The 13,223-nt window shown below is 73.3% G+C and carries 13 protein-coding genes; 4 read left to right on the top strand and 9 right to left on the bottom strand.

Translation table 11 applies throughout. The features are described from left to right. Window positions 1-46 precede the first annotated feature (46 nt). The 8 genes from FM125_RS00340 to FM125_RS00375 all read right to left on the bottom strand — a co-directional run bounded on the left by FM125_RS00340 (window position 47) and on the right by FM125_RS00375 (window position 8,097). On the bottom strand, window positions 47-2,017 hold the full coding sequence (locus FM125_RS00340) for an ABC transporter ATP-binding protein/permease (RefSeq protein ID WP_070640195.1): 1,971 nt from the start codon (window positions 2,015-2,017) through the stop codon (window positions 47-49). Then, complete coding sequence (locus FM125_RS00345; RefSeq protein ID WP_180525264.1) at window positions 2,014-2,991, bottom strand: peptidoglycan-binding protein; 978 nt, start codon at window positions 2,989-2,991, stop codon at window positions 2,014-2,016. The genes FM125_RS00340 and FM125_RS00345 overlap by 4 nt, the downstream gene beginning before the upstream one ends. 179 nt (window positions 2,992-3,170) lie before the next feature. Further along, complete coding sequence (locus FM125_RS00350) at window positions 3,171-3,989, bottom strand: hypothetical protein (protein ID WP_087133279.1); 819 nt, start codon at window positions 3,987-3,989, stop codon at window positions 3,171-3,173. 83 nt (window positions 3,990-4,072) lie between these two features. Continuing rightward, complete coding sequence (locus FM125_RS00355; protein ID WP_087133280.1) at window positions 4,073-4,390, bottom strand: hypothetical protein; 318 nt, start codon at window positions 4,388-4,390, stop codon at window positions 4,073-4,075. Window positions 4,391-4,609: 219 nt separating this feature from the next. Further along, the gene (locus tag FM125_RS00360; protein WP_067189592.1) at window positions 4,610-5,011 is read right to left on the bottom strand and encodes a sterol carrier family protein; all 402 of its coding nucleotides are present in this window, start codon (window positions 5,009-5,011) and stop codon (window positions 4,610-4,612) included. An 82-nt stretch (window positions 5,012-5,093) separates the two neighbouring features. Then, window positions 5,094-6,128 (bottom strand): asparaginase, encoded by a 1,035-nt coding sequence (locus tag FM125_RS00365; protein WP_070640207.1) that lies wholly within the window; start codon window positions 6,126-6,128, stop codon window positions 5,094-5,096. A 33-nt stretch (window positions 6,129-6,161) separates the two neighbouring features. Then, a complete protein-coding gene (locus FM125_RS00370; protein ID WP_082740164.1) occupies window positions 6,162-6,899 on the bottom strand; it encodes an ABC transporter ATP-binding protein in 738 nt (245 codons plus the stop codon). A 25-nt stretch (window positions 6,900-6,924) separates the two neighbouring features. Continuing rightward, the gene (locus FM125_RS00375; RefSeq protein WP_087133281.1) at window positions 6,925-8,097 is read right to left on the bottom strand and encodes an ABC transporter permease; all 1,173 of its coding nucleotides are present in this window, start codon (window positions 8,095-8,097) and stop codon (window positions 6,925-6,927) included. Window positions 8,098-8,306: 209 nt separating this feature from the next. Here FM125_RS00375 and FM125_RS00380 point away from each other — a divergent pair, with 209 nt between their 5' ends. Beyond that, entirely contained in the window at window positions 8,307-9,782 is a 1,476-nt protein-coding gene (locus FM125_RS00380; RefSeq protein WP_087133282.1) for a sensor histidine kinase, read from the top strand. Then, a complete protein-coding gene (locus FM125_RS00385; protein ID WP_087133283.1) occupies window positions 9,779-10,504 on the top strand; it encodes a response regulator in 726 nt (241 codons plus the stop codon). Before FM125_RS00380 ends, FM125_RS00385 begins: the two co-directional genes overlap by 4 nt. Before the next feature lie 86 nt (window positions 10,505-10,590). On the opposite strand, the gene FM125_RS00390 is transcribed toward FM125_RS00385, so the two are convergent. Then, window positions 10,591-10,857 carry a hypothetical protein gene (locus tag FM125_RS00390; protein WP_087133284.1) on the bottom strand — a complete coding sequence of 89 codons (267 nt, stop codon included), beginning with the start codon at window positions 10,855-10,857 and terminating at the stop codon, window positions 10,591-10,593. A 97-nt stretch (window positions 10,858-10,954) separates the two neighbouring features. On the opposite strand from FM125_RS00390, the gene purD reads away from it, so the two are divergent. Next, window positions 10,955-12,271, top strand: coding sequence for a phosphoribosylamine--glycine ligase (purD, locus tag FM125_RS00395; protein ID WP_087133285.1), 1,317 nt, complete (start codon window positions 10,955-10,957; stop codon window positions 12,269-12,271). Beyond that, a complete protein-coding gene (locus FM125_RS00400; protein ID WP_087133286.1) occupies window positions 12,268-13,188 on the top strand; it encodes a phosphoribosylaminoimidazolesuccinocarboxamide synthase in 921 nt (306 codons plus the stop codon). The genes purD and FM125_RS00400 overlap by 4 nt, the downstream gene beginning before the upstream one ends. Window positions 13,189-13,223 lie beyond the last annotated feature (35 nt).

Here is a 13,223-nt window from a genome sequence, read left to right on the forward strand (position 1 = left end):
CGACGTGAGGGGCCGCCGTCGGGACCGGGAGGAGGGGCGGTGCCGCTCAGCTGCGCAGGGCGTCGGCCGGGCGCTGACGGCTGGCCACCCACGCCGGGTACAGGGCGCTGACGATGCCCGCGGCCACCCCCAGCGCCAGCGCCGCGGGGACAGCGGTCGGCGGGAGCACGGCGGTCCAGCCGCGGGAGGCGGACACGGCCAGGACAGCGGCCGAGCCGACGGCGGCCCCCACCGCTCCGCCGACGGCACCGATCAGCGTTCCCTCGAGCAGGAACAGCCGGGCGATCAGGCCCCGCGGCGATCCGATGGCTCGGCGAAGGGCGATCTCTGCGGTGCGAGCCTGCACGGAGAGGTACATCGCGGTGGCCGCGCTGATCACCGCCAAGAGCAGCAGCACCGCTGAGAGTACGCCCACGAACGCGGAGAGGTCGTCGGTGACGCCGGTACGCAGATCCCGAAGATCTGCCACGGTGCGTGTGGTGACGCTGCCCGGGGCATGGGGAGCGACCGCCAGCGGGGCGGCCTGGGCCACGGGGTAGGGGAATCCGGTCTCGGTTCGCACCACGATCTCCGGATCTGCCTGGTCGATGCCGCTGAGTACGGCCGGGGTGACCAGCACGGCGGTGCGGAGCTGCGGGGTGCGCTCGGAGACGGTGACGATCCCGGCGACGTCCACGGCCTGTCCGGTGATGTGCACGCGGTACCCCGGTGACAGCACGCCGCCGGCCGGGACGGGGATTTCCAAGGCGCGGGCAGCTTCGGGCGTGAGCCACGCCAGTCGCGCACCAGGGTCGTCCAGCAGGGCACGGGACGCCTCCGAGGGCGGGGTGATGCCGGCCAGGCGCGTGTAGGAGGCCGAGGCTCCGACCAGGGTGATGGCCGCCGATGGCTCGGGCTGTTCAGGCGAACGTGTGAGCGTGACGTCGGCAGGAGCCACCTGCACCACATGTCCGGCCTCGAGCACGTGCGGCAGGGCCGCCAGCGACGCCGTCCACTCCGCCAGGCGTCGGTCCGAAGGGTCCAGCAGCCCCTCGGACTGCGGGACGGTCACCACCACCTCGTCCAGTGCGGCTGCGGTGAGCCGTGCGGTGACCTGGGAAGCAGCGGTCTGTGTGAGCCCGAGTGCCGCGATCAGGCCGCCGATCCCGACAGCGAACGCCGCCATGAGCAGCAGAGTGCGCAGAAAGCGTGTGGAGAGGGAGGAGACGGCATCGACCGTGTCGTCGGCCAGGGCCGATGCTCGGCGAGCGGGTGCCTGAGGCGATTGCGCAGGAGAACAGTCCGCGTCGTCCGCGACGCTCGGTGCAGCCGCCACCGTGGCGAACTCCGTGAGGGAGCCGTCGGTGATCTGTACCTGCCGGGCGGCCGCGGCAGCCACGGTGGGATCGTGGGTGATCAGCAGGATGGTGGTGCCGTGGGCATGGAGTCGGCGCAGATGATCCACCACGAGCCGGCTGTTCTGCGAGTCGAGGTTGCCGGTGGGTTCGTCGGCGAGCACCACGCGTGGCCGGGCGGCCACGGCGCGCGCGATCGCCAGGCGCTGCCGCTCACCACCGGAGAGGTGCTTGGCGCGGGCCGCCAGCCGGTGGCTGAGACCGAGCATCTGCAGCGCGGCACCGGCTCGCTCATCCCGCTCGGCGACGGGAACACGCTGCACACGCAGCCCCAGAGCCGCGTTGACGGACACGGACTCCTCGCCGAGGACGTGGCTGGACTGGAACACGAACCCGAACATCTCAGAGCGCAGCCGATCCCGCTCGGCCTCACTCATGGCGGTGGTGTCCTGGCCTAGCACTCGGTATTCGCCGGAATCCGGACGGTCGAGCAGTCCTAAGACGTTGAGCAGAGTGGACTTCCCGGAACCGGAGGGGCCGATGATCGCCACGAACTCGCCTGCGTGGACGGTGAGGTTCACGCGGTCGAGGACGGGGCGGACGGCCCCCGGGAACGCCTTGTGCACCCCGCGTAGCTCAAGCAGTGGGGCTACGCCTGCCTCTCCCGGCACTGTGCGGCTCATGAGACCTTCACCTGGTCGCCGGCCTCCAGGTCGCCCGTGACGGAGGCCCAGCCACCTCCGGTGCGGATCACTGTGATGGGTACACGACGCTCTGCGGGGGTGGGCTCAGACACTGCGGCAGAGGGGGCTGACGACGCCCCGGCCTCGGAGTCCTGCCTGGAGTCCCGAACCACCACATAGCTGCCGGTGACATCGGCGCGCACGGCGGTCTGCGGGACCGCCAGGGTTTCGGCGGTGCTGTCCGCGGGTGCGGTGGAGACAGTCACGGACTGACCGACCGGTGGTGCGGCAGGATCGTCGGATGCGAAGGCCACAGTCACCGGGTGCCCGGAGCGTGCGCCCTCGGTGCCCGCCTGGAACTGACCGATTGCGGAGATCGTGCCTTCGATCTGGCCTGCGCTGGAGTCGATGCGCGCGGTGTCCCCAGCCTTCAGGTCCTCGACCTGCGTGACGTCGGCGATGAATTCGACTGTGGGAGGAGCAGTCCGCAGCCGCACCAGCGGATTTTCCTCATCCAGGGTGGCTCCGTACGTTGCAGAGTCCACCACGCCGGCCCCTTCCGGAGGGATGGGAACGAACTGGCGCCAGCCCACGGTGACCGGGCGCTCTGCAGGGAGGGGAGCGTCCGCGTCTGAGAAGAGCGTGCGCAGGGCATCGGCGGTGGAGGCACCGAGGACGCCGTCGACCGGTACATCGTGTCCCGCCTGCGTGAGCGCCCGCTGCAGGGATGCGACATCCTCGCCTCGGTCGCCTTCGGTGAGGTCGCGGTAGAGAGCCAGGGGAGCGCCGAGGAACACGTAGACAACGCCGGAGACCTCACCGGCCGTATCACCGGGACGGACGACCTGTCCCGGTTTCACGGCCCGGCGCAACACGACCGCGTGACCGTCGACGTCGACGGTCACGTCTTGGAGCTCTCCCTCCGTCGTGACACCGGTGAAGGATATGCCCGCATCGACGGCACGGCGCTCCACTGACGCCCACACGGTGAGGGGTTCAGCCGCCTCCGCGACCGTAGCGGTGTCCGGGGCCTGGAAGAACCGGCCTGCCACGAACGAGGCGGCCAGCAGTGCCAAGGCGAGGAGGGTGACGAAGGCAACTCGCCCCGGATGGGCGGCACGGCGAGTGCGGGCGTGGCTCGCGGACGCTGCGTTCACTGATGCTCTGCGAGGTAGGCCCGGGCAGCGTCGAGGCGCTCCGCGGTGATGCGTTTCTCCTCTGCGAGGGCGGCCTCATTGCCCTTGATCAGCGCAGCCTGGTAGCCGGCCTCGATGTCGCCGAGACGTTGGGTGAGGTTGGTCTGTTCATTGCATTCGGCCTCGATGACGGCGATGCGGATCTCCTCGCGCTTGGCGGTGTCGGTGCGTCCCTTGGGGGACTCCGGCGCAGGAAGGGCCAGGGCCTCCCGGCTGGTCCACCCGTCGTCCTCGCCGACCGGGGTGAGGCCCGCGTCGGTGAGGCAACGCGACCAGTCGTCTCGGGCCGTTGCCCACTCCGGGGACTCCTTCGCCTTGACAGAAGCCTGGAGCATGAGCGGAACCGCCGAGCTGCTGCCCATTGTCGTCATCGGAGAGGAGACGGCCTCCATCTGGTCCATGACCTCGGGGACGCACTCGTCGTAGGCGGCGTTGAATGCCGGATCGTCTTCATCGCTCCAGCCTCCGGGCGGGGTCGGCATCTCCACGGCGGGGGACGGCGGGCCGGGCAGACCGAAGCCGTGGGTGCGGGCCCGCTCCGGAAGCCACAGCCCGTAGCGCCTGTCCTCCAGTTCTGTGCGGTCGTCTCTGGAAGGTGGCTTCACGCCGTTGTGTCCCTTGGGCTCGAGGCAGGACCGCAGGATCGCCAGACGGGCAAGTGTCATGGTGGTTTCCGTGGATTCGCTGCTCAGGTACTCGTCGAGCGGCAGGATGATCTGGCCGTTGTCCCGGTCGAGTCGTGCTGTCGCGGTCGGGTCGGGTTGAAGGGTGCCCACGCCGCACCCCGACAGAGTGACCGCCAAGGCGACAGCCGTGGACCCGGCGGCGCACGCGGACACCATCGTCGTATGAGGGCGGTTCACTTGGTGTACCAGCTGCTGATGCGGTCGTTCCACGACGAGAGTGGCGCGAGGGGGACCTTGTAGGAGCGAAGATCGGAGACGTTCACCCAGAGGCCCAGCCCCATCCCTCCGTAGTGGGCATCTTCGAAGAAATACACGGTCTTGCCGTAGGTTCGGACTGACGAGGTCTTGTCGTTCATCGCGTACAGCCGGGGGACGTTCTCCCCACCCTGGGCTGCCCCTCTGTAGCCGATGTGCTCGTATATCGATGCGGCGGATGCTTGCGGGCTGATAACGGCCGCGGTCAAAGCAATGGCGGCGACGGCGGAACTCACTCGCTTCATGGGTGCGCTTTCTGCGGAGGCGTCCTACGAGGACGCGCCAGCGGGGGTGCTGGTGCTCGCAGGCCCCCCCAGCCTGACGGGTACGTGAGACCCATAGGTGAATGATCAGGTGTCGCCGCGGAGGCGGTCAACGGCCTGCGGGTCACGATTGCGTCTCGGCTGGACGGGGTCGAGTGTTCGCTGGAGCGGAGGGCAGACGCAGGCTCCGGCTCACGGCCGTACCAGCGGCAGGTGGGCCGAGACGTCCGCCCGCACGCCGGAGACGGACACCTTCCCGGCGGCCCGCGCCTGCTCCCAGTCCGTCAGCCCGGTGGCCAGGGCGAGCCAGGTGGAGGCGTCCGTCTCCAGCACATTCGGTGGGGTGCCGCGGGTGTGCCGGGGGCCGGGGACGCACTGGCAGACCCCGAAGGGCGGCACGCGCACCTCCACCGAGTTGCCCGGCACGCGGGTGGCCAACTCCTCGAGGGAGAAGCGCACGGCCATGGCACGGGTGGAGCGCGGCAGGGCTGCGGCCGCCTCCGGATCCTCGGCGGCGGTGCGCGCCCAGGTGAGCAGGGCGGCATGCCCCTCGGGGACGGGGATGCGGCGGCGGGGGACCGAGCCGGTGCTCATGGCGGGCTCCTGACGAGTCGGACGGGCAGGGGAAGGCGAGAGGCCGTCGTCGGGACGGGATTGCCGACGCCGGCCGCCCGCCTCAGTCGAGCAGGTCCAGGACCGGCGTGGCCAGCTGCACAGCGCCCACGGGCTCGCCCCGGCCGAGGACCGGCGGGGCCACCCGGCGCAGCACGTCCGGCAGGCGCTCGGCGTCCACGTGCTCCGGGGCGAACTGGGCCAGCAGTGCCAGCGCCACGAGGTCTCCGGCGCGGGAGCCGCCGTCCAGGGCCTTCACCGCCACGGCGGTGCCGTCCGGTGCTCCCATCACGGTCACGCCGTCCGCACCGAGCTTGGCGATCAGGCCCAGCTCTTCCATCACCAGGGTGTTCGGCCTGCCCTCGGCCTGCACGGCCCACGGATGGTCCAGCATGGCGTTGGCGACGGAGACGGCGTGCAGCTCGGCGTCCCGGCGGTGCGGGGCGGCGGCGACCCGGCCGATGCCGCGGGCCAGCCCGGCCAGGGACACCACGGCGGCAGGAGCCCCGCAGCCGTCCACGCCCACGTGGGCGATCTCCTCCCCGCAGTACTCCTCGATCACTGCGTCCACCTCGCGCTGCACCGGGTGCTCGCGCTCCAGGTAGGTGGCGGTGTCATGGCCGGAGGCCACGCAGGCGGCCAGGAAGCCGGCGTGCTTGCCGGAACAGTTGTAGGCCAGCGGGGTCTTCTCGGCGCCGTGGGCGATGTCGTCCGCGTGGCGGGCGATCTCCTCGGCGTCCGCCGGCCAATCACCGGGGCACTGCAGGTCCGCGGCGGACAGGCCGTTGACCTGCAGGATCCGCTCGGCCAGGTCCCGATGCCGCGCCGTGCCGCGGTGGGAGCCGCAGGCGATGGCGATCTGTTCGCCCTCCAGGCGGGCGCCGTGGCGCAGCGAGGCGATGGCCTGGAACGGCTTGAGCGTGGAGCGCGGGTAGATCAGGGCGTCGGCCGGGCCGAGCGAGGCCAACACGGACCCGTCCGGGCCGGTGACCACGGCGGCACCGGGGGTGCGGGACTCGACAAAGCCGTTGCGGACCACGTGGACCAGCTCGACGGCGTCGGCGAGGGCGAACGTGGCGGAGGACGTGGGGGAGGTCATGCCCACCAGGGTAGTGGCGGGCGGAGCCTCGGCTCACTGCAGGCGGCCGTCCACCATCACCAGGGTCCGGTCGACGGCGTCCATGAACTCCACGTCGTGGGTGACCATCAGGGTGGCGGCGCCCTCCTCGCGGGTGAGCTCGCCGAGCAGCTCCACCACGGCGGCGGAGCGCTCCTGGTCCAGGGCGGAGGTCGGCTCGTCCACCAGCAGCAGCGCCGGCTTCGCCATGAGCGCACGCGCGATGTTCACCCGCTGCCGCTGGCCACCGGAGAGTTGGTGGGGGCGCTTGTCCATGGCCGCGCCGAGGTCCACCTTCTCCAGCAGCTCGGCGGCGCGCACCCGGGCGTCACGCTTGGCGGACCGGCCGGCGGAGCGGTCCAGGTGCACGGTCAGCTCCAGCTGCTCGCGTGCGGTCAGGGAGGGGATGAGGTTCGGCTGCTGGAAGATCACGCCGATCGACGTGCCGCGCATCGCGGTGCGCAGGGCCTTAGGCAGGGCGGTGAGGTCCTGGCCGTTGACCACCACCTGGCCCGAGGTCGGGGAGATCAGGCCCGCGGCCACGGCCAGCAGGGAGGACTTGCCGGAGCCGGACGGGCCGGTCATGGCGGTGTAGACGCCGGGGTACAGGTCCAGGGACACCCGGTCCAGGGCGCGCAGGGTGCCGCGCTCGCCGTCCGGGTACTCCAGCACCACATCGCGCAGGGACAGGGCGGGGGCGGCGTCGGGACGGTCCCCGGAGGTGGTCAGCAGCGGGGTGACGGTGGTGTTCATGGCGATGGTCCTTGTCTGGAGGAGGTCAGTTGCCGCCGAGGGCGACGAGCGGGTCGATGCGGACGGTGCGGGCCACCGCCAGGGCGGCGCCGAGCATGCCGAGTGCGAAGACGCCGGCGGCGGGGATGAGCACGGTGCCCGCGTCCACGGTGAAGGGGACCGCCTGGGAGGCGAGCAGCCCGAGGCCGAAGGCGGCCGCGGTGCCGATGCCCACGCCGACGAGCAGGACCACGCCGGCCTGGGTGAGAGCGTCCCGCAGCACCCAGCCGGTGGAGCCGCCGAGCGCCTTCAGCACGGCGATCTCCCGGGTGCGCTGCACGGTCCAGATGGACAGGAACGCGATCACCACCAGTGCCGAGATGCCGTAGAGGAACCCCTGCATGGTCATCAGCGAGCCGTTCTCCGAGGAGTAGGCAGGCAGGGCGGCGTAGGAGTCCGGCACGGTGGCCGAGACGGTGCGGGCGGCGTCGTCGGCCGTGGCGGCCGCGGCGGCGTCGTCCGCGCCGGCGGCGAAGCGCACGGCCAGGGCGGTGCCCTCGGTGTCCGCCGGGGCGTGGGCGGCGGCCTTCCAGTCCTTCAGGGACAGCCACACCACCGGGGTGTGCGAGTAGTACTCGGTCGGCTCGATCGCCGCGACGGTCACCACGGTGCCGGACAGTTCGATGCTGTCCCCGACCTGGGCGTGCAGGTCGTCCGCGGCGGCCTGGCCGAGCACCGCCTCGCCGTCCTTCAGCCCGGAGGGGGCGTCGGCGGCGTCGGGGGCCACGCCGAGCAGGGCCACGGAGGCCACGCCGGTGGTCGGGATGTCCGAGGTGTCCACCCGGGCCGGGGCGTCGGCGCCGCCAGAGGACTCCGGGGCCGGCTGAGGGGCGTGCTCCAGGCCGACGGCCCGGCCCTGGGCCAGGCCGACCGGCTCGGCGGAGGCGACGCCGTCGGCGTTCCGCCAGGCGTCGGCCTCGGCGGCGGTCACCTCGGACTGGGTGAAGTTCGCGGTGGGCTCCTGGCCGGCGGCGCCGCCGAAGGCCAGGCGCTGCACGCCCTGGGACTCGAGCCGGTCCAGGGCGCCGGTGTTCTGGCCGCCGAGGCCGGCGGTCAGGCCCGTGAGCATCACGAGCAGCAGGGAGATCAGGGCCACCACGGCGCCCATGAGGGCGAACCGTCCGGTGGCGAAGCGCAGGTCGCGCAGGGCGAGGAACATCGAGCACCTGCTTTCGTCGGGATCGGTCCCGCACGGGGCGGGACATCGGGTCTGTGGTGTTGCCTTCAAGGCTCCGCCGATCCGTCCGCCGGGACATCGCCTGCGGCGGTGGATCCGGGGTCCATCGAACGGTTGATTCCCGCGTGGATTCGGCGGATCTGCGGCCTCCGCCCTGCCGTGGCGAGGGCCGCGGGCCTAGGCTGAGCGGCATGGACCAGCACGTGCACACGCCGGCGCCGACGGGCCCCGCCTCGGCGCCGGCGGGCCCCGCCCGGCCCGGTACGGCGGCCGACGTCCGGGCCGGTGCGGCGCCCGGCGTCCGGCCCGATGCGGACGCCGGCGTCGAGTCCGGCGCGACGGCCTCGATCCTGGCCGCTCTGCGCGTGGTGCTGCACGTGTCCTTCGCCGCCCTGCTGGCGGTGGGCCTGGTCCGCTCCGTGCTGTCCCCGGGCACCGCTGCGGCCGCCGTCTGGCCGGCCGCCCTCGCCCTGGCCGCCGTCTACCTGGTGGGCACCGTGGCCGAGCGGCGCCGCTGGGCGCGCCGGCGGCCGGTGCACCGGGGTGCGTCCCTGGCCTGGCAGGCCCTCGTGCTGCTGCTCTGGGGTGCCCTGGTGGCGCTGCACCCGGACTTCGCGTGGGTGGCGTTCCCGCTGTTCTTCGTGGTCCAGCACGTGCTGGCCGAGGCCACCGGCCGGCACTGGCCGGGCCAAATGGCCGTGGCGGCCGTGACCGTCGTGGTGGTGCTGGCCTCCGCCCCGGGCCCGGACGGGCTGCGGCCGGCCGCGGTGATCGGTCCCTGCGTCGGCGCCGTGGTGGCCGTGGTGATGTACCAGGCCTACCGGGCCCTTCACGCCGAGTCCGAGCGGCAGCGCGCTCTGGCCTCCGAGCTGCTCGCCGCCCGCGCGGAGCTGGCCCGCACCGAGCACCGCTCCGGCGTGCTGGCCGAGCGCGAGCGCCTGGCCCGCGAGATCCACGACACCCTCACCCAGGGCCTGGCCTCCATCGTCCTGGTCTCCCGCGCCGCCGAGGACGCCCTGGACGCCGAGGACCCGGACCTGGCGCGCCGCCGCCTGCACACCGTGCGGGACACCGCCGCGGAGAACCTCGCCGAGTCCCGCCGCTTCGTGCGGGACCTGCGCGGGGACGGCGGCTCCCTGGTGGAGCAGCTCGACGCCGCCGTGCGCGGCTTCGCCCGCCGCCAGGCCGACGCCGGCACCCCCGTGGCGGCCGACCTGCAGGTGGAGGGGACCCCGGTGCCCCTGGCCGAGGCGGTGGAGTCCGCCCTGCTGCGCGCCGTCCAGTCCTCCCTGGCCAACGTCGGCCAGCACGCCGCCGCCGCCCGCTGCCGGGTGTCCGTGGCCTACCTGGACGGGGAGGTCACCGTGGACGTCGCCGACGACGGCCGCGGCTTCGAACCCGAGGCCCCCCGCCGTCCCGTGGCCCGAGAGCGGGGACGGTCCGTGGCCGGCTCGCGCGGTCGGCCCGTCCCGGCGGGCACGGCCGGGCAGGAGCGCGACGACGACGGCACGGGCGAGTCCACCGGCGTCGGCCTGGCCGCGCTGCGCGAGCGCGTGGAGGCCGTCGGCGGACGCGTGGCGGTGGAGTCCACGCCGGGGGAGGGGACGGTCGTGGCGATGACGGTGCCCGTGGCCGGCCGCAGCGAGACAGCGAAGGAGAACGGATGACCCTGGCCGTGATGCTCGTGGACGACCACCCGGTGGTGCGCGCCGGCGTGCGCGCCGTGCTCGAGGCGCACCCGGACCTCACCGTGGTGGCCGAGGCCGGCGACGGCGCCGAGGCGCTGCGCGTGCTCGAGTCTCTGGCGGCGGGAGCCGGTGGGGGCGGGGGCGCCGACGCAGACGTGGGCGTGGGCGGTGCCGGTGTGGACGGGGGTGCCGGTCTGGACGGGGGTGCCGGCGGGCTGCCGGACGTGGTGCTCATGGACCTGCAGATGGGCGAAGGCATGGACGGCGTGGCCGCCACCCGTGCGGTGAGGGCCGCCCACCCGGGGCTGCCGGTGCTGATCCTGACGACCTTCGACACCGAGGCGGACATCCTCGCCGCCCTGGACGCCGGGGCCGCCGGGTACCTGCTCAAGGACGCGAGCTCGGAGGAGATCGCCGCCGCCGTCCGCCGGGCGGCCGCGGGCCAGCGGGCGCTGGCGCCCGGGGTGGCCGAGCGGCTCATGGGCCGGATGGCCGGAGGCACCGAGGTGCTCACGGCGCGCGAGATCGAGCTGCTCGAGCTCATCGCCCTGGGCGTCAGCAACAAGGCCGCGGCCAAGGAGCTGTTCATCTCCGAGGCCACCGTGAAGACCCACCTGGTGCACGTGTTCCAGAAGCTCGGCGTCGGCTCGCGGACCGAGGCGGTGGCCGAGGCACGGAGGCGACGGATCATCCGGGGGTGAGCAGCCGTCGTCGGGAGGCACCCGCCCGGGAAGGAGCGGCGAGCGGCCCGGGGAAGGGGCGGGGCCGTCGTCGGGAACCGGCTGCGTCAGCGGCGGCGTCGGACCGCCCAGGTGATCACGGCGGCGGCCACGAACGCGGTGCCGATCAGCGCGGTGACGCCGCCGACGCCCACGTCCCCGCGGCCGATGCCGAACAGGCGCAGCGAGAAGGCGCCGATCAGGGCGCACACGAACCACACCATCATGAACGTGTACGCCGTGCGCAGGCCGGGGCCGGCCTGGGCGGTCGGACGGGTCGGGCGACGCGGGTCGCCGGAGCGGTCGTCGTCGTGGGGCAGGCCGGGCATCGTCATGTCCACCACCCTACGGGTGCCCCGCCCGGCCGGGGGAAGACGTCCGGGGCGGGCGGACGGCGGGCGCGGGTGTGCGGCGCCACGTAGTCTGGGGGACGTGAAGATCCTCGTGCTTGGCAACGGCGGCCGCGAACATGCCCTGATCCGCACCCTGGCCCGTGACCCGGAGGTGACGCAGCTGCACGTCGCGCCCGGCAACGTCGGGATGGCGGACCAGGCCACGCTGCACTCCGTGGACGCCTCGGACGGCGCCGCCGTGGTGGCGCTCGCCGGCCAGGTGAAGGCCGACCTCGTGGTGGTCGGCCCCGAGGCCCCGCTCGCCGCCGGCGTCTCCGACGCGTTGCGCGAGGCCGGGTTCGCCGTGTTCGGCCCCTCCCGCGCCGCCGCGCAGCTGGAGGCCTCCAAGGCCTTCGCCAAGGAGGTCATGGCCGCCGCCTCCGTGCCCACCGCAGGCTCCCGCGTCTGCACGCATGCCGAGGAGGCCGCCGCCGCGCTGGACGAGTTCGGCGCCCCGCATGTGGTGAAGGACGACGGCCTGGCCGCCGGCAAGGGCGTGGTGGTCACCGCCGACCGCGCCGAGGCCCTGGCCCACGCCGAGTCCTGCTTCGCCGCCGGCGGCTCCGTGGTGATCGAGGAGTACCTGGACGGCCCCGAGGTCTCCCTGTTCGTGCTCTGTGACGGCGAGAACGCGGTGCCGCTGACCCCGGCCCAGGACTTCAAGCGCATCTTCGACGGGGACGAGGGCCCCAACACCGGCGGCATGGGCGCCTACACCCCGCTGCCCTGGCTGCCCGAGGGCTTCGTGGACGAGGTCATGGAGTCGGTGGCCCGCCCGGTGCTGGCGGAGATGACGAGGCGCGGCACCCCGTTCTCCGGCGTGCTCTACTGCGGCCTGGCCGTGACGGCCCAGGGCGTGCAGGTCATCGAGTTCAACGTCCGCTTCGGCGACCCGGAGACCCAGGCCGTGCTCGCCCGCCTCCAGACCCCGCTCGGCCGGCTGCTGCTGGACGCCGCGACCGGCGAGCTCGGCGCGGACCGTACTCTCGAGTGGTCCGAGGACGTGGCCGTGGACGTGGTCATGGCCTCCGCCGGCTACCCGGCCTCCTCCTCCACGGGGGACATCATCACCGACCTCGAGGCGGCCCGGGCGCTGGACGGCGTGGACGTGCTGCACGCCGGCACGGGCGTGGGCGACGCCCCGGACGCGGTGGTGACGGCCGGTGGCCGGGTGCTGGCCGTCGTCGGGCGCGGGAAGGACCTGGCCGAGGCGAGGGCGCGGGCCTACGCCGGTGTGGACGCCATCGACTTCGAGGGTGCCCAGTGGCGCACGGACATCGCGCTCAAGGCCGAGCGCGGGCAGATCGCGGTGCCGGGCGCCGGCGCCGCGGGTACGGAGAAGGAGGGCCAGGCGTGAGCGAGCGCATCGGATTCGCCGGGGCCCAGGCCCTTCAGCTGCCGGGCTGGCGGCACGTGTACTCCGGCAAGGTGCGGGATCTGTACGAGCCGAAGGATGCGGCGCCGGGCGAGTCGGACACCCTGCTGGTGGTGGCCTCGGACCGGATCAGCGCCTACGACGTCGTCCTCGAGCCGCCGATCCCGGACAAGGGCGCCGTGCTGACCCAGCTGAGCCTGTGGTGGTTCGAGCAGCTCGCCGGCACCGTGGAGAACCACGTGGTCTCCACGGACGTGCCGGAGCAGGTGGCCGGGCGGGCCATGGTGGTCAAGCGGCTGGACATGTTCCCGGTCGAGTGCATCGCCCGCGGGTATCTGACCGGCTCCGGCCTGGCGGAGTACCGGGAGTCCGGGACCGTGACGGGGCTGCCGCTGCCGGAGGGGCTCGTGGAGGGATCGAAGCTGGAGCCGGCGATCTTCACCCCCTCGGCGAAGGCCGAGGTGGGCGAGCGCGATGAGAACATCACGTTCGCGCAGATGACCGAGCGCGTGGGTGCCGAGGCCGCCGCGGCGTTGCGGGACCTCACCCTGGACGTCTACACGCGGGCCGAGCAGATCGCCCGGGAGGCCGGGATCATCCTGGCGGACACCAAGGTGGAGTTCGGCACGGACCCGGTGAGCGGGGCGATCGTGCTGGGCGACGAGGTGCTCACCCCGGACTCCTCCCGCTTCTGGGACGCTGAGGACTACGAGCCCGGCCGCCCCCAGGCCAGCTTCGACAAGCAGTTCGTCCGCGACTGGCTCACGTCGGCAGAGTCCGGCTGGGACAAGTCCTCGGGCGAGCAGCCGCCGGCGTTGCCGGAGGACGTGGTGGCCAAGACCCGGGCCCGCTACGTGGAGGCCTACGAGAGGCTCACCGGCCGCCGCTTCGACGCCTGACCCCCCTGGCGTTTTCGTTCGGGAAACCGTCGCGT

This window comes from Micrococcus lylae (assembly GCF_900163825.1).
Lineage (GTDB): Bacteria > Actinomycetota > Actinomycetes > Actinomycetales > Micrococcaceae > Micrococcus > Micrococcus lylae.